The sequence below is a fragment of the Brevundimonas abyssalis TAR-001 genome, from assembly GCF_000466985.1.
Classification (GTDB): domain Bacteria; phylum Pseudomonadota; class Alphaproteobacteria; order Caulobacterales; family Caulobacteraceae; genus Brevundimonas; species Brevundimonas abyssalis.
On the sequence record NZ_BATC01000032.1, the window covers coordinates 1 to 15,629 of the forward strand.

Sequence of the window (15,629 nt, forward strand, 5' to 3'; positions counted from 1 at the left end):
GGCGTCGTGCTCAGGGGCGTCCACCAGCGCCCCGGTCAGGCTGTTCTGCTGGCCGCGCTCAATGCGGACGGGAACGATCCGCCCCATCAGGTGATCGGCGTCCTCCACGTGAACCGACTGCAGATAGGGCGAGCGGCCGATGGCCTGAAGCCCATGACGCCCCTTGCGCTCGAACAGAACCGGCAGGACCTTGCCCGCCTGGGACTGGTTGAAGACGACCTGTTGTTCGAACAGCAGGGCCTGCAGCGCCTGAAGGCGTTCAGACGCCACATGGGGCTCCACCTGGGCGGCCATGGTCGCCGCCGGGGTGCCGGGCCGCGGCGAATAGATGAACGAGAAGGCCGAGGCGTAATTCACCCGCCGCACCAGATCGAGGGTGTCCTCGAAATCCCGGTCGGTCTCGCCAGGGAAGCCGACGATGAAGTCGCCCGACAGGGCCATGTCCGGCCGGGCCGCGCGGATGCGGTCGATCAGGTCGAAATACTTCTGGCGCCCGTGCTTGCGGTTCATCAGCCGCAGCAGGTGGTCAGAGCCCGACTGAACCGGCAGGTGCAGATAGGGCATCAGGGCATCCAGCTCGGCGTGGGCCGCGATCAGGTCATCGCCCATGTCGTTGGGGTGGCTGGTCGTATAGCGGATGCGATCCAGCCCCTCGATCTCCGCCAGCCCGTAGGCCAGCCGCGCCAGCGTCCAGACCGCGCCGTCCGGCCCCGCGCCGTCATAGGCGTTGACGTTCTGGCCCAGCAGGGTGACCTCGCGCACGCCGCGCGCCGCCAGCTCGCGCGCCTCGCTCAGGATGTCGGCGGCCGGGCGCGACCATTCGGCGCCCCGCGTATAGGGCACCACGCAGAAGGTGCAGAACTTGTCGCAGCCCTCCTGCACGGTGAGGAAGGCGGTCGGACCCTTCACGCCCCGCGCTCCGATCTTCTCAGTGGTCAGGGCGTCGAACTTGGCGTTGGGGGCGAAGTCCGCCCCGATGCGCTCGCCCCGCGCCCGCGCCGTGCGGGTCAGCAGCTCGGGCAGCTGGTGATAGGCCTGCGGCCCGACCACCAGATCCACGGCGGGCTGGCGGCGCATGATCTCCTCGCCCTCGGCCTGGGCCACGCAGCCGGCCACGGCGATGGTCATGGCGCCCCGGCCGTCCGACGCCTTCTCGTCCTTGAGCATCCGCAGCTTGCCCAGCTCGGAATAGACCTTCTCGGCCGCCTTCTCGCGGATGTGGCAGGTATTCAGGATGACGAAGTCGGCATCTTCAGGCGTGTCGGTCGGCGCATAGCCCAGCGGGCGCAGGACATCGGCCATGCGCTCGGAGTCATAGACGTTCATCTGGCAGCCGTAAGTCTTGATGAACAGGCGCTTTTCGGCCCGTTCGGACGTCGGCTTGTCTTCAGCGTCGATCATCGCGCGGTTATGGGGATTTCGCACAGCCCCCACAAGCGTAAGCGAAGAATCAAGCGTCCTCGGTGCGGCGGTTGTGCCGGGTGAAGATCAGGCCCTCGCGACTGGTGGGCGAGGCGCCTTCGATGGCCGTGCCGTACAGTTCCAGCTTGTGGCCGATCAGCTTGAAGCCCAGCCGCTCGGCGATCTCGGTCTTCAGCCGCTCGATCTCGGCGTCATAGAATTCGATGACCTCGCCGGACTTGGTGTCGATCAGGTGGTCGTGATGATCGTCGCCGGCTTCTTCGTAGCGGCTGCGCCCGTCGCCGAAGTCGTGCTTCTCGACCACGCCCGCCTCTTCGAACAGGCGCACGGTGCGGTAGACCGTGGCGATGGAGATGTGCGGATCGATGGCCGAGGCGCGGCGGTACAGTTCCTCCACGTCGGGGTGGTCATCGGCTTCCGACAGCACCCGCGCGATGACGCGTCGTTGCTCGGTCATGCGCATGCCGCGCTCGGCGCAGAGTTTCTCGATCCGGTCCATGGTCGCCAAGATAGTCACCCCTCGCTCGCGTGGAAAGCGCTCAGGCCAAGTTGAGAGCCAGTATCAGTGCGTCCGCCCTCACGCCGTCCGGGCGGGCGTAATAGGCGGGCCGCCCTCCGGCCTGTTCGAAGCCCCTGGAGGCATAGAGGGCAAGGGCTGCGTCATTGTCGTGCGCCACCTCCAGGAACAGGCGCGCCACGCCCTGGTCGCGTGCGCGATCCAGGACCCTGTCCAGCAGCCGCCCGCCCAGACCCCGTCGCCGGGCTTCGGGCCGAACGGCCAGGGTGACGATCTCGGCCTCGTCCGCCGCGCGGCGCCAGAGCAGGAAGCCGTCGGCCTCCGTCTCCAGCGCGGCGCCGGGCATGTCCAGCAGCGTCTGGATCGCCGCCGCGTCCCAGCCCGCGTCGAAGGCCGAGGCGTGGATCGCCGCCAGATCGGCCGGGTCGCTCACGATGGATCCCGCCCGCCGGGCAGCTTGGCGTCCGGCCCGCGCAAGTAGAGCGGCCGGGCCTCGCCGTCGGGCTGGTCCGCAGCCAGCCGCGCGAGGGCCTCCGGCGACGGCGCTGCGCTGTCCATGACGCGCGCGCCGGCAGGGGCCACAAGGACCGCTCCCGAGCCGACCAGGACGACAGTGTTGTGTTCACCCGCGATGCGGGCCGCCGCGTCCTCAATGGCCAGGGCGGCAGGGTCTTCCGTGGGCGTATAATCCACGAATCGCTGGCCATAGACCTGGCCCCGGCGGGCATCGATCATGGCCCAGACCGCCGCGCCGGGCGCCGCCTCCGCGTCGCGGGCCAGGGCGGCCAGGGTGGACAGGCCCGCCACCGGCCGATCCAACGCCAGCCCGAGGCCCTGGGCAAAGGCAAGGCCCACGCGCAGGCCGGTGAACGAGCCCGGCCCCGTGGTCACGGCGATGCGGTCCAGCTGGTCGAAGGACCATCCCGCCGCCGCCATGGCCCCACGCGCCATGCCGCCCAGCCGTTCCTGATGGCCGCGGGCCATGACCTCGCTTTCGGCGGCGACCACGCGCGAGCCGTCGGCGGCCACGGCGGTGCAGGCGCCCAGCGCCGTGTCGATGATCAGGGTCTTCACAGGGCCGTCTCCGACCGAAGCCTCAGGCGTTCCGGGCCAACCCCTCGACGATCACCCCCAGCGCGCGGCGCTGTGCCATGTCGTGGATGCGGGAAAAGCCGCGCGACAGGGCGCGCCCTTCCGGGGTTCCCAGCAACGCCTCCAGTCCGTCCGGCCCGCCGGGGGCGGGGAAGAAGGCCGTCACCGGCTGGTCCAGTTCGCGGGTGATCCGATAGAGGGTCGAGGCCGACACCCGGTTGGCCCCGCTCTCGTACTTCTGAAGCTGCTGGCCGCTCAGCGACAGGCGCGCGGCCAGGGCGTGCTGGGACAGGCCCAGATCGGTGCGGAAGCGGCGGATGGCCGCGCCCAGGTCGCGGTCCAGAAGATCCGCCTCGGGCGAGGGATGGGGCGAGCGGCGCGGCAAGGGAACCTCCGTGGGCTGCGGCGCCCCAAGGTTTCATTATCAGACGCAAAATACAACCATATTGTTTCATTGCGGCCAGCCCACCCCTTCGAGCCGGGCCACGACCGCCCCCACGGAGCCGATCCGGCTCCGCTCCAGCACCCGCTTGTCGCCCGATGGGCCGCGCAGGACCACCGTGTCGCGGTCGCCCCGGTGATAGAGACCGATCACCGGCCCATCGTCCGTTTCGACCACGCAGCCCTGATCCCGCCGGGGCCAGACGGCCAGATCATAAACCAGCACCACGCCCGAGCCCGCCCACGGCGCCAGATCGTCATCACGCAGTTGCAGCGTCCGCCGAACGGACCCCGCCGTCCCGTTGGCGGAGAAGGCTCGTCCGCCTTCCTCAAGCCGTTCAGCGGCTCGTGTGGGGGAGACGGGCTGACGGGCCATCTCCAGCGCCAGATCCTCGGGCGTCAGATCCAGGGCGGCGGTCAGGCGCCGCTGCACGTCCGGCCGGAACATGCCGGGACGGCGTCCGGCCTCATAGAGACCCCAGGCCTGGCTGGTCACGCCCATGCGGGCGCCGGCCTCGGCCTGACTCAGACCCCGCGCCTTGCGCAGGGCAGCCAGGGCCTGACCCAGCGCATCGGCCTCGGGATCATCACGGAATCGCGTCATGAAAACAGAATGAACCGGCTTGCAACCGTTTGCGAGCGACCGTTTGGTTTCACAAAGTCTGTTCGACCCGCGCCACCTCGGGCACATAGTGGCGCATCATGTTCTCCACACCGGCCTTGAGGGTGGCCGATGAGGACGGGCACCCGGCGCAGGCCCCGCGCATGCGCAGCCACAGCACCCCGTCCGCCTCGTCGAACCGGTCGAACAGGATGTCGCCGCCGTCCTGGGCTACGGCCGGGCGGATGCGGGTGTCCAGCAGAGCCTTGATTTCCTTGACCACCTCACTGTCGCCCTCGCCGCCCGCATGGGCGTCGGCCTGGGCGGCCTCGCCTCGCGTCAGGGGCGCGCCGGAGGTGAAATGATCCATCAGGGCGGTCAGAACCGGCGCCTTCAGGGCGCTCCAGTCCGGGCCGGCCGCCGCCCGCGTCACGGCCACGTAGTCGGCCCCGAAGAACACGCCCTCGACGCCTTCCAGCTGGAACAGTCCCTCGGCCAGGGGCGAGACCTGGGCCTCGTCGATGGTTCGAAACTCCAGGGCGCGGTCTGGCGAGACGTCGCGGCCGGGCAGGAATTTGACGACGTTGGGGTTAGGGGTGGCTTCGGTCTGGATGAACATGGGCCTCAGATGCGCGTCCGCTGCCCGCTTCGCAAGAGCACGCGCCGCCTGCGAGCCGGGTCAGGCTAGGTCCTCGACCTCCTCGTCGGTCAGGTCGCCCGGCACCACGGTGACCGGCAGACGACGACCGCCCACGCCGGCGCCCTCCTTGGCGATGGCCGCCACCAGCGGCCCGGGTCCGCGCGTGCCGACGGCGGCGGCGAGGACCAGGATCTTGATTTCAGGATCCGCGTCCACCGCCTTGATGATGGCGTCGCGGGTCTCGGCCTCCTCCACCAGGAACACGGGCGCCGCGCCGGACAGGTCGGCGGCCTTTTCGCCAAAGCGGTTGAGAAGGGCCTCGGCCTCCTCCCGCTGCTGCCGCTCGATCTCCTCACGTACGCCGGACCAGTGCTCGAAGGCCGAGGGCGGAATGGCGCGCAACAGCACCACGCGCCCGCCGGTGGACCGGGCGCGGCGGGCGGCGAAACGCAGGGCCGAATCGAACTCGGGGGTGTCATCCACCACCACCAGGAACTTGCGCGCCATGATCAGCCCCTGCCCTGGTTCAGCCGGACCGTTTGGTCGCGGCCATGGATTGGGCGGCCGCGGCGGCGAAGTCGCGCACAGCCACATTGGCGATGGTCAGCTTGGCGAAGCTCCAGCCGTGGGACGACTGCTCGATCTCGTCCACGGTGCTGCGCACGCCCTCGGCGATGCCCAGGCGATCACCGACCCAGGCGTCCACGGCCGCCTCGGCGGTCTTCTCACTTTCGCCCACGGCTTCCTTGCAGCCCCTGGCCACGGCGCGGGTGATGACCACCTGCTCGGCCATGAAGTCCTCGACCATCCGTCGCACGGCCAGCCGCTCATAGTGGTCGGCAGAGGCCAGCGACCCGGCCGCGGCGCGCAGTCGGTCCAGATCGAAAGCCGCCCCGACCTGGTGATACAGCCGCGCCATGGCCGGCGCGGACCATTTCAGTTCGCGCGCCAGATCGGCGATGTCGCTGGCCGCCACCATGGGCCGCATCAGGGCGATGGTGGCGGCCAGTTCGCGCGGCGACCCCGCCTCGACAAAGGTTTCCTTGCGCGTCTTCAGCCGGGCCTGCTCGAATCGCGACAGGACCGAGCCGCCCGCGTCGCGCAGGTCGTCCGCCGCCTGGCGATAGGCCTTTATCAGGTCACCCACCCCGCCCATGTTCTGACGGGCGACGCGGCGCGCCAACCAGAAGGTGTGGCGGCGCAGAACCACGGCGATCTCTTCGTACAGCCTCAACTGTGCTTCGGCGTCGATCTTGCCGTCCAGGGCCGAAACCGCGTCCCACGCCTCGTCCAGGCGGAAGATGCGCCGCGCCGCCTCGAACCCGATCACCAGGGCGGTGGTGTCGCATTCGGCGCTGACCCTAAGGCGCTCGGGGAAGGTGGGCCCGCACATGTTGACGATGTCGTTGCACAGCACCGTGGCCACGATCTCGCGGCGCAGGCGGTGGCTGTTCATGGCCTTGCCGAACTTGCCCAGCGCCTCGGGGAAATAGCCCTCCAGCACGCGTTCGAAGAAGGGATCCTCCGGCGCCGCGGAAGCTACGATGTCCTCGGCCAGCTCCAGTTTGGAATAGGCGGTCAGGACCGACAGCTCGGGCCGCGTCAGCCCCCCCCTGGACGCCTGCATCTCGGTCAGCCGCGCGTCGCCGGGAAGCCCCTCGACCGTCCGATCCAGTTTTCCCTCGGATTCCAGCCGGTTCATGAACCGGATCTGGGCCTCCAGTTCCGTGGCGGCGTTGCGCTCCTGAAGGCTGATGGCCAGGGTCTGATCGTAGTTGTGCACCAGCACCTTGCGGGCCACGTCCTCGGTCATGGACGCCAGCAGGGCGTTGCGGTCCTTGTCCTTCAGCTTGCCGGCCACGATGGCCGAGCCGGTCAGGATCTTGATGTTGACCTCGTGGTCGGAGGAATCCACCCCTGCCGAATTGTCGATGGCGTCGGTGTTGATGCGTCCGCCATTGCGCGCGAAGCCGATCCGTCCGGCCTGGGTCAGGCCCAGATTGGCGCCCTCGCCCACCACCTTTGCCCGCAGATCGACGCCGTTGACGCGAATGGCGTCATTGGCCTTGTCGCCAACCTGAAGATCGCTTTCCTGGGCCGCCTTCACATAGGTGCCGATGCCGCCGAAATAGAGCAGTTCGGCCGGCGCGGTGATGATGGCCTTCATCAGGGTGAAGGGATCGACCTCGTTCGCCTCGATCTCCAGCGCCGCCTTGATCTCGGGCGTCAGCTTGATGGACTTTGCGGAACGCGAAAACACGCCGCCGCCCTTGGAGAGCTTGGACTTGTCGTAGTCCTGCCAGGACGAACGGGGCAGTTCGAACAGCCGCTGACGTTCCTTGAAGGACGTCGCCGGATCAGGATCGGGGTCGATGAAGATGTCCCGGTGATCGAAGGCCGCCACCAGTCGAATCTGTTTCGACAGCAGCATGCCGTTGCCGAACACATCGCCGGACATGTCGCCCACGCCCACCACCGTGAAGGGCTCGGCCTGGATGTTCTTGCCCATCTCGCGGAAGTGGCGCTTGACCGCCTCCCAGGCCCCGCGGGCAGTGATGCCCATCTCCTTGTGGTCGTAGCCGGCCGAGCCGCCCGAGGCGAAGGCGTCGCCCAGCCAGAAGCCGTAGTCGGCCGAGACGCCGTTGGCGATGTCCGAGAAGGTGGCCGTGCCCTTGTCGGCGGCCACGACCAGATAGGGGTCATCCCCTTCCCAGGCGACGACAGCGGGCGGGCGGACCACCGCCCCGGAGGCCACGATGTTGTCCGTCAGGTCCAGCAATCCGGACAGGAAGGTCTTGTAGGCGCGGATCGCCTCGGCCTGGACGGCGTCCCGGCTTCCGCCGCGCGGAAGCTGCTTGGGATAGAACCCACCCTTTGAGCCCACGGGCACGATGACCGCGTTCTTGACCTGCTGCGCCTTGACCAGACCCAGGACCTCGGTGCGGAAATCGTCGCGCCGGTCAGACCAGCGCAGGCCGCCACGCGCCACGGGGCCGAAGCGCAGGTGGGCGCCTTCCACATGGGGCGCCCAGACGAAAATCTCGCGATAGGGTTTGGGGGCGGGAACGTCCGCCAGTTCGCGCGAGGCGATCTTGATGGAGATGTAGGGCTTGGACTCGCCGTCTTCGCCGGTCTGGAAATAGTTGGTCCGCTTGATCGCCTGGATCAGCAGCGACAGCCGGCGCAGGGCCCGGTCGTGATCGAGGCTGGCCACATCCTGCAGCGCCCGGTCGATCTTGTCGACAAGCTCTTTCACCGCGGCTTCGCGCTTCGCCGCCGCCCCTCCGTCGGCAGGGTCGAACTTGGCGTAGAACAGGGAGAGCAGGGCGCGCGCCACCACCGAATGCTCGCGCAGGGCCTCCTCCTGCACCGCCTGGCTGGGGTCCAGGCCGGTCTGCTGGCGGTAACGCGCCAGGGTGCGGATCAGGGCCGCCTGGCGCCAGTCGACGCCCAGTTCGATCACCAGCCGGTTGAAGCCGTCGCTCTCCGTACGGCCGGTCCACACCGCCGCGAACGCATCTTCGAACGGCGTCTTCACGTCGCTGAAGTTGAGGTTCTGGCCGCGCGGATCCTCCAGCAGGAACTCGTGCACATGCACCGGGGTGTCGCCGGCGGGCTTCAGCGAATGCCCGTACTCCTCGATGGTCTTGAGACCCATGTCCGCCAGGATCGGCAGGACGTCGGACAGCGGCGCCGGGTCGCCGCGGCGGTACAGCTTGAAGCGGAACTGCAGGGGCGTGTCCTCGGGCAGGCGGAAGGCCCGCACAGCCACGGGAGAGCCTTGGCCTTCCTCGCCCAGCACATCGAATTCGAACAGGTCCGTCACCGCTTCGATGGCGTCATAGCGGTCGCGATAACCGGGACTGAAGGCTTCGGACCATTTGGAGGTCAGGGCCCCGATCTGGGCTTCGGCCACACCCGCCCGGCGCGCGGCGCTCTCGAAGCGGTCCGCCCAGCTTCGGCTGGTGTCCACCACCATGGACTCCACGTCCGCCACATCGGGCTCAAGATGGTCGCCCGGCTCGACGCCGATGATGTAGTGGATGCGCACCAGAGGCGCGTCACTCAGTTGCGGGTACCAGGCTGAGAGCCGCCCGCCCCAGGCCGCCGCCAGGATGCGGCCGATGCGTTCTCGCACGCTGGCGTCGTAACGCTCGCGCGGCACATAGGTCAGCACCGAGACGAAGCGGTCGAACGGGTCCTTGCGCGCGAAGATCTTGACCCTGGGCCGGTCCATCAGGTGCAGGACGCCCAGAGAAATCTCCAGCAGCTCGTTCTCGCTCATCTGGAACAGCTCGTCCCGGGGATAATTCTCCAGGACGTTCTTCAGGCGTTTGTGGTTGTGGCTGCCCGGCGCCTTGCCGGCGCGCTCCAGGGCGTTCCTGACCTTACGCCGGATCAACGGGACCTCGGACGCCGACCGGTCATAGGCCTCGGCGGTGAAGAGGCCTACGAAGCGGGTCTCGCCCGCCGCCTTGCCATCGGCGCCGTAGCGCTTGACCCCCACATAATCCATGTAGGCCCGGCGGTGGACGCGGCTGCGGAGGTTGGCTTTGGCCACGCTGACCGGCTCGCCCAGGTTCAGCTGGCGCTTCATCTGTTTGGTCAGGACGGCGGGCTCGCTGGCCCGACGCAGCACGCGGCGCTCCGGATCGCGCAGCACGCCCAGCCCCTCGCCGGACTGCGACAGCGGAGCCTCGGCTTCATAGGCGCCGTCAGGGGTGCGGGGGAACTCGTACTCCCGGGCCCCGAGGAAGACGAAATGGTCGGCGTTCAGCCATTTCAGGAAGGCGAGATTCTCCTCCAGCGCCTCAGCGTCCATCTCCGGCGCCTGGCTGTTCAGATCGTCGAGGCAGCGCTGCATCAGCTTCGCCATGCGTCCGTGGTCCGCGACGGCGGCGCGCACATCGGACAGGGTCTCGGCCAGACTGGCGGCCACCGCCGCGCGCCGCTCGGGCGGCAGGGTGTCGACCAGGACCAGAATCATGGACTCACGCGTCTGGGCCCCGAGCCGCGCGCCGGCCTTGTCACGACCGACTTCGATAAGCGGATGGAACATGGCGCGTACAGAGACGCCGGCGGCGGCCAGATCACCCATGACGCTGTCCACCAGGAACGGCGCGTCGTCCTGGATCACCTGGATGGCGTCATAGCCCAACGCCTCGCCCTTGCAGTCCAGCATGGGGGCGATGTCGATCAGGGGCGCGTCGCCGGTCTTGCGCTTCTCGCCCAGCAGCCAGAAGGCCGCCAGGACGCAGGCGAGGTCGTCGGGCCCCACCTCCGGCGTCTCGTCGGCCTCATAGTCCTCGAACGCCTGGCGCAGGAACGCCGCCTGCAAGGCGTCAGGCGCGCCCTTGGCGCCCAGGGCCTTGATGAACCGCCGGCTCAAGACCTCAAGGGTTATCGGTTCGTCCGCCCCCGCGTTGGAATCCTTCGCCGGGGTCCGGTTTTCGCCGCGCATGATGTTTCCGTCCGAGCCGCGACCCAGGGCCGCTTTGTTCTGATCTTGAGGCTGACCCTAGCCGTGTTGTGCGGCCGATCAACCGTTTCGCGCTAGCTAGTCCAGCCGTGCGTTCTGCGAAAGGGGGAAGAATGGGGATGACGGGACCGGAATTGAGAACCGCCGGACGCGGGGCGTCCGGCGGTCTCTATGGCCGATCCGGGGAGGGGAGAGGATCGACCGCTGGCCCGGCCGTCGGGAGGGGGAGGGAAGGCCGGGCTGCTGATGCCCAGATAGGGGGGCGAAAGCGGCGATCAAGTGGCGGTCGTGCCGTCCGCGTCTTTCCGCCGCAGCCTGTCCAGAAGCGACGGCTTGACCGGCTTGTCGTCGGGCTCGCGGTGATCGTCGGCATAGGGGTCTCCGTCCCCCGACAGCAGCACGGCGATCCAGCGCGAACCCTTGAATTCGGCGAGGATCGCCATGGCCATCACGGCGAGAGGGGTGGAGAGGAACATGCCCACCACGCCCCAGAGCTGGCCCCAGAAAGCCAGTGACAACAGCACCACCACCGGGTCGATGTTCTGGTTGTCGCCCTGCATGCGGGGCTGGATCACATTGCCCATGATGAACAGCAGCGCCTGCAGGCCCGTCAGCAGCACCACCGCCTGCCAATAGGTTTCGAACTGCACCAGGGCGAACAGCGGCGGGGCCAATCCGGCGATGGCGCCGCCCAGGATCGGGATATAGCCCACGATGAAAATGACGAAGGTCCAGAAGCCGGCGTTCTCCAGCCCCACCGCGCGCATCAGGACATAGGCCACCGCGCAGATCATGGCCCCGGTCACGGTCTGGACCCACAGGTAGCCCTCGACTCCGCCGCGCACCCGCTCGAAAATCTCCATGGCCTCCTGCCGGTCGTGACGGCGGGGGAACATGTTCACCACCTTCCTCTTGAAGCCGACCTGGGAGGCGATCAGAAAACCCAGATAGATCAGCACGAAGAAGGCGCCGGTGGCGATGTTCTGGAGGTCCATGGCCACGTCGGCCAGCAGGCCGCGCAGATTCACCTCGCCGATCAGCTCGCGCGCGGTGGGCGCAACCTCGATGCCGATCAGGCCGGCCATGTCGGCGATGATGGCGTCCAGCCGCTCCACCACCCCCGTGGCCTGGGCGATGAACCCCGCCGCCCCGTCCACGATGATCCAGATGGAGGCGATGAAGCCCAACAGAACAAGGGTCACAGCGGCGGTCATGGACAGCCCCGGCCCCAGTCCCACATGTGTCTCGATGCCCCGCCGCACCCCGTCGATCATGATCAGCAGGAAGATGGCCATGGCCAGCGGCGTCAGGATGTCGCTGAGCCAGTAGATGGCCGCCCCGGCCGCCACCACGGCCAGGATGACCAGGGCGTTTCGGGACACGGCCGAGCCGGGCAGGGTGATGGGCGATTTCATGCCTCCTTGTCCGCGTCGGGGCGGCGCGCGTCAATCGCCGGTGGCGCCGCTCCGCGACTGCGCTAACAATCGGGCCCACGACAATGAGGAGACCCCGCCATGGCCGACACCAACCTGTTTCTGGGCAAGGCCGAGGAGGCGCAGTTCCTCAGGCTGGACCGCGCCAACCGCCACGGGGTGGTGGCCGGCGCCACCGGCACGGGCAAGACCGTGACCCTCCAGATCATGGCCCAGGGATTCTCCGACGCCGGCGTCCCGGTCTTCTGCGCCGACGTGAAGGGCGACCTGTCCGGAATCTGCGTGGCCGGAACGCCCAATGAGAAACTGCTGGCCCGCGCGCAGGCCATTGGTCTGGACCTCCAGTCCGCCGCCGCCCCCACGGTTTTCTGGGACCTGTTCGGTGAAAAGGGCCACCCGGTGCGCGCCACGGTCAGCGAGGTGGGGCCCCTGCTCCTGGCGCGGATGCTGGAGCTCTCGGACGTCCAGACCGATGTGCTCTCGGTGGTCTTCCATGTGGCGGACAAGGAGGGGCTGCTGCTGCTGGATATGGACGACCTGCGCGCCCTGCTGACCCATGTGGCTGAAAATGCGTCTGAGATCGGCAAGGCCTATGGCCATGTGGCCCCGGCCTCCATCGCCGCCATCCAGCGGTCCCTGCTGGCGCTCGAGCGCCAGGGGGCCGGCGCCTTCTTCGGTGAGCCGGCGCTGCGGCTGGAGGACATGATCCGCACCGGTCTGGACGGGCGCGGTCAGGTCAATGTTCTGGCGGCAGACCGGCTGATGTCCAGCCCGCGGCTGTACGCGGCCTTCCTGCTCTGGTTGCTGTCGGAGTTGTTCGAGCAACTGCCCGAGGTGGGTGATCCGGAGAAGCCGCGTCTCGTGTTCTTCTTCGACGAGGCCCACCTGCTGTTCGACGACACTCCGCGTGCGCTGGTGGAGAAGGTCGAACAGGTGGTGCGCCTGATCCGCTCCAAGGGCGTCGGCGTCTATTTCGTCACCCAGAACCCGGCCGACATCCCCGACAGCGTGCTGGGCCAGCTCGGCAACCGCATCCAGCACGCCCTGCGCGCCTACACCCCGGCCGAGCAGAAGGGTCTGAAGGCCGCCTCCGGGTCGTTCCGCGCCAATCCCGCCTTCGACACCGCCGAGGCCATCCAGTCGCTCGGCGTGGGCGAGGCCCTGGTCTCGGTGCTGGACGAAAAGGGTGCGCCGACAGTGGTGGCCCGCACCCTGATCCGTCCGCCCGCCAGCCGCCTCGGACCCGCCACCGACGCCGAACGCGCCCAGATCATGGCCCAAAGCCCCGTGCGCGGCGTCTATGAACAGACCGTGGATCGCGAATCCGCCCACGAAATCCTCACCGCCCGCGCCGAAGCCCAGGCGGCGGAGGAAAAAGCGGTAGCGCGCGAGGCCGAGGACCGGACGCCCAGCCGGACGTCCTCCCGCTCCACAGCGCGGCCCAAGGCCGCCCCCCGGCGCCGGACCTCGAACCGCCAGACTCCCATGGAGGCTCTGACCAAGTCCGTCCTTCGCACAGCCGGAACGACCATCACCCGCGAACTCCTGCGCGGCGTTCTCGGCGGTCTGCGCCGGCGCTAGGCCCCGGTTCGGAAGGCGCCCGCTGCGCCGTTTATGGGCGGCGCCCTACCGCTGCATGCCGCATTGCGGCATAAGCCCTGTCATGAAGTTTCTCGACCAGGCCAAGATCTATATCCGTTCCGGAAACGGCGGGGCGGGCTCCGTCTCGTTCCGGCGCGAGAAATTCATTCCCAACGGCGGACCGGACGGCGGCGACGGCGGCCGGGGCGGCCACGTCTGGATCGAGGCGGTCGAAGGGCTGAACACCCTGATCGACTATCGCTACCAGCAGCACTTCAAGGCCCAGACCGGCCACCACGGCCAGGGCCGCCAGATGCACGGCGCCAAGGGCGAGGACGTGGTGCTGAAGGTGCCCGTGGGCACCCAGGTGCTCGACGAGGACAAGGAAACGGTCCTGCTGGACATGGACGAGCCCGGCAAGCTGGTGAAGCTGCTCAGCGGCGGCAACGGCGGCTGGGGCAACGTCCATTTCAAGGGCCCGGTCAATCAGGCCCCGCGCCACGCCAATCCGGGCCAGGAAGGCCAGGAGAAGTGGATCTGGCTGCGGTTGAAACTGATCGCCGATGTGGGTCTGGCGGGCCTGCCCAACGCAGGCAAGTCCACCTTCCTGGCGGCGGCCAGCGCGGCCAGGCCCAAGATCGCGGACTACCCTTTCACCACCCTGACGCCCAACCTGGGCGTGGTGGACCTGAGCCCGACCGAGCGCTTCGTCATCGCCGACATCCCCGGCCTGATCGAGGGCGCCAGCGAGGGCGCGGGACTGGGCACGCGGTTCCTCGGCCATGTGGAGCGCACCGCCAGCCTGATCCATCTGATCGACGGAACGCAGGACGACGTGGCCGGCGCCTGGCGCACCATCCGCGCCGAGCTGGAAGCCTATGGCGAGGGTCTGGGGGAAAAGACCGAGATCCTGGCCCTGAACAAGATCGACGCCTTGACGCCGGAGCTGCGTGAAGAAAAGGCCGCCGAACTGGAAGCCGTGGCGGGCCGACGCCCCATGCTGGTGTCCGGCGTGTCCGGCGAGGGGGTGCCTGAACTGCTGCGCGCCGCCTGGGCCGAGGTGCGCAAGACCCGGGGCGAGATCCCCACCGAAGAAGAAGCAACCGAGGAGACGCAGGGCGGCTGGACCCCGTGAGGGACCGCCCCATTCAATTCATGACTGACGACGCCCAGACCACCACGCAGACCGACGCCGCCACGGACGATCACGTCGACAAGCCCCGGCGCATGACCCGCGCCGCGCGGGTGATCTCCGAGTCCAAGCGCATCGTGGTCAAGATCGGCTCATCCCTGCTGGTGGACCGCAAGACCAACCGGGTGGACCACGTGCGGCTGAATGGACTGGCCGCCGACATCTCGGGCTGGCGGAAGCAGGGCAAGGAAGTGCTGATCGTGTCGTCCGGCGCCGTGGCGCTCGGCCGCCGCCGCCTGGGCCCGAAGGCGCGCGGACCGGGGCTGGAGAAGAAGCAGGCCTCCGCCGCCGCCGGACAATCGCTGCTGATGGCCGGGTGGGAGCAGGCGTTCGACCCGCACGGCGTCATCACCGCCCAGATCCTGTTGACCCGCGACGACACCGAGACGAGGCGGCGCTGGCTGAACGCCCGGGCCACCGTGGGGGCCCTGCTGGGCATGGGCGCGGTGCCCATCATCAACGAGAACGACACCATCGTCACCGAGCAGATCCGCTATGGCGACAACGACCGCCTGGCCGCCCGCGTGGCCCAGATGATCAGCGCCGACCTGCTGATCCTCCTGTCGGACGTGGACGGCATCTACACCGCCGACCCCCGCGTCGATCCCGACGCGAAGCACATCCCCTACATCGAGACCCTGACGCCCGAGATCGAGGCCATGGCCACCGGCGCCAATGCCGAAGCGGGCGTGGGCACCGGCGGCATGGCCACCAAGGTCATGGCCGCGCGCATCGCCTCGGAGGCGGGCTGCATCACCCTGATCGCGGCGGGCCGGGCAAAGACGCGCGGCTCCCAGCATCTGGAGCAGGGGCGCCGCTGCACGGTCATCGCCGCCTCGACGACGGTGAAGGACGCATACAAGCAGTGGATCGGGGGCTCCCTGGCCACACGCGGCGAGCTGGTTGTGGACGCCGGCTGCAAGCGGGCCCTGATCTCGGGAAAGTCGTTGCTGGCCGTGGGCGTGAAAGAGGTCCGGGGCACGTTCGGCAAGGGCGACACCGTGGTGCTGCTGGACGAGACGGGCGCCGACCTGGCCAGCGGCCTGGTGCGCTACGACGTCAAGGACCTGGAGAGGATCAAGGGCCTGCGCTCCGGCGCCCTCAAGGAGGCGCTCGGCTATGCGGGCGGACCAGTGGTGATTCACGCCGACGACCTGTCCCTGAGGGACACGGTGGTGGAGACACGGGGCCCGCACAATGTCCGCCCGAAGCGGGCCAAACGCTGACCGGG

13 protein-coding genes are annotated in these 15,629 nt (G+C 68.6%); 3 read left to right on the top strand and 10 right to left on the bottom strand.

Translation table 11 applies throughout. The features are described 5' to 3' along the window. From miaB to MBEBAB_RS09185, 10 genes are all read right to left on the bottom strand, one after another. The coding region (gene miaB, locus MBEBAB_RS09140) for a tRNA (N6-isopentenyl adenosine(37)-C2)-methylthiotransferase MiaB (RefSeq protein ID WP_045319125.1) at positions 1-1,401 on the bottom strand (1,401 nt) is incomplete at its 3' end. A 49-nt stretch (positions 1,402-1,450) separates the two neighbouring features. Then, positions 1,451-1,921: a Fur family transcriptional regulator gene (locus MBEBAB_RS09145; RefSeq protein ID WP_021697683.1), complete on the bottom strand. Its 471-nt coding sequence runs from the start codon at positions 1,919-1,921 to the stop codon at positions 1,451-1,453. A gap of 40 nt (positions 1,922-1,961) precedes the next feature. Further along, positions 1,962-2,372, bottom strand: a complete 411-nt coding sequence (locus MBEBAB_RS09150) for a GNAT family N-acetyltransferase (protein ID WP_021697684.1) — start codon at positions 2,370-2,372, stop codon at positions 1,962-1,964. Next, the gene (gene tsaB, locus MBEBAB_RS09155; protein WP_021697685.1) at positions 2,369-3,013 is read right to left on the bottom strand and encodes a tRNA (adenosine(37)-N6)-threonylcarbamoyltransferase complex dimerization subunit type 1 TsaB; all 645 of its coding nucleotides are present in this window, start codon (positions 3,011-3,013) and stop codon (positions 2,369-2,371) included. The genes MBEBAB_RS09150 and tsaB overlap by 4 nt, the downstream gene beginning before the upstream one ends. Before the next feature lie 22 nt (positions 3,014-3,035). Next, the gene (locus MBEBAB_RS09160; RefSeq protein WP_021697686.1) at positions 3,036-3,416 is read right to left on the bottom strand and encodes a helix-turn-helix domain-containing protein; all 381 of its coding nucleotides are present in this window, start codon (positions 3,414-3,416) and stop codon (positions 3,036-3,038) included. A gap of 66 nt (positions 3,417-3,482) precedes the next feature. After that, the gene (locus MBEBAB_RS09165) at positions 3,483-4,076 is read right to left on the bottom strand and encodes a helix-turn-helix domain-containing protein (RefSeq protein WP_021697687.1); all 594 of its coding nucleotides are present in this window, start codon (positions 4,074-4,076) and stop codon (positions 3,483-3,485) included. A gap of 49 nt (positions 4,077-4,125) precedes the next feature. After that, positions 4,126-4,692: a NifU family protein gene (locus MBEBAB_RS09170; protein WP_021697688.1), complete on the bottom strand. Its 567-nt coding sequence runs from the start codon at positions 4,690-4,692 to the stop codon at positions 4,126-4,128. A 60-nt stretch (positions 4,693-4,752) separates the two neighbouring features. After that, positions 4,753-5,220, bottom strand: coding sequence for a universal stress protein (locus tag MBEBAB_RS09175; protein ID WP_021697689.1), 468 nt, complete (start codon positions 5,218-5,220; stop codon positions 4,753-4,755). A 19-nt stretch (positions 5,221-5,239) separates the two neighbouring features. Further along, a complete protein-coding gene (locus MBEBAB_RS09180; RefSeq protein WP_021697690.1) occupies positions 5,240-10,174 on the bottom strand; it encodes an NAD-glutamate dehydrogenase in 4,935 nt (1,644 codons plus the stop codon). Between the two features lie 293 nt (positions 10,175-10,467). Further along, positions 10,468-11,607 (bottom strand): AI-2E family transporter, encoded by a 1,140-nt coding sequence (locus MBEBAB_RS09185; RefSeq protein ID WP_021697691.1) that lies wholly within the window; start codon positions 11,605-11,607, stop codon positions 10,468-10,470. Positions 11,608-11,706: 99 nt separating this feature from the next. On the opposite strand from MBEBAB_RS09185, the gene MBEBAB_RS09190 reads away from it, so the two are divergent. The 3 genes from MBEBAB_RS09190 to proB all read left to right on the top strand — a co-directional run bounded on the left by MBEBAB_RS09190 (position 11,707) and on the right by proB (position 15,624). After that, on the top strand, positions 11,707-13,206 hold the full coding sequence (locus tag MBEBAB_RS09190) for a helicase HerA-like domain-containing protein (RefSeq protein ID WP_021697692.1): 1,500 nt from the start codon (positions 11,707-11,709) through the stop codon (positions 13,204-13,206). Between the two features lie 82 nt (positions 13,207-13,288). Beyond that, on the top strand, positions 13,289-14,341 hold the full coding sequence (obgE, locus tag MBEBAB_RS09195; protein ID WP_021697693.1) for a GTPase ObgE: 1,053 nt from the start codon (positions 13,289-13,291) through the stop codon (positions 14,339-14,341). Between the two features lie 92 nt (positions 14,342-14,433). Then, a complete protein-coding gene (gene proB, locus MBEBAB_RS09200) occupies positions 14,434-15,624 on the top strand; it encodes a glutamate 5-kinase (protein WP_045319129.1) in 1,191 nt (396 codons plus the stop codon). Positions 15,625-15,629: the final 5 nt, after the last annotated feature.

Bases quoted from the DNA above. Each gene is read 5' to 3' on its own strand.
- MBEBAB_RS09145 (WP_021697683.1), bottom strand. From the start codon at position 1,921: ATGGACCGGATCGAGAAACTCTGCGCCGAGCGCGGCATGCGCATGACC.
- MBEBAB_RS09190 (WP_021697692.1), top strand. From the start codon at position 11,707: ATGGCCGACACCAACCTGTTTCTGGGCAAGGCCGAGGAGGCGCAGTTC.
- obgE (WP_021697693.1), top strand. From the start codon at position 13,289: ATGAAGTTTCTCGACCAGGCCAAGATCTATATCCGTTCCGGAAACGGC.
- MBEBAB_RS09180 (WP_021697690.1), bottom strand. From the start codon at position 10,174: ATGCGCGGCGAAAACCGGACCCCGGCGAAGGATTCCAACGCGGGGGCG.
- MBEBAB_RS09170 (WP_021697688.1), bottom strand. From the start codon at position 4,692: ATGTTCATCCAGACCGAAGCCACCCCTAACCCCAACGTCGTCAAATTC.
- proB (WP_045319129.1), top strand. From the start codon at position 14,434: ATGACCCGCGCCGCGCGGGTGATCTCCGAGTCCAAGCGCATCGTGGTC.
- MBEBAB_RS09175 (WP_021697689.1), bottom strand. From the start codon at position 5,220: ATGGCGCGCAAGTTCCTGGTGGTGGTGGATGACACCCCCGAGTTCGAT.
- MBEBAB_RS09185 (WP_021697691.1), bottom strand. From the start codon at position 11,607: ATGAAATCGCCCATCACCCTGCCCGGCTCGGCCGTGTCCCGAAACGCC.
- MBEBAB_RS09165 (WP_021697687.1), bottom strand. From the start codon at position 4,076: ATGACGCGATTCCGTGATGATCCCGAGGCCGATGCGCTGGGTCAGGCC.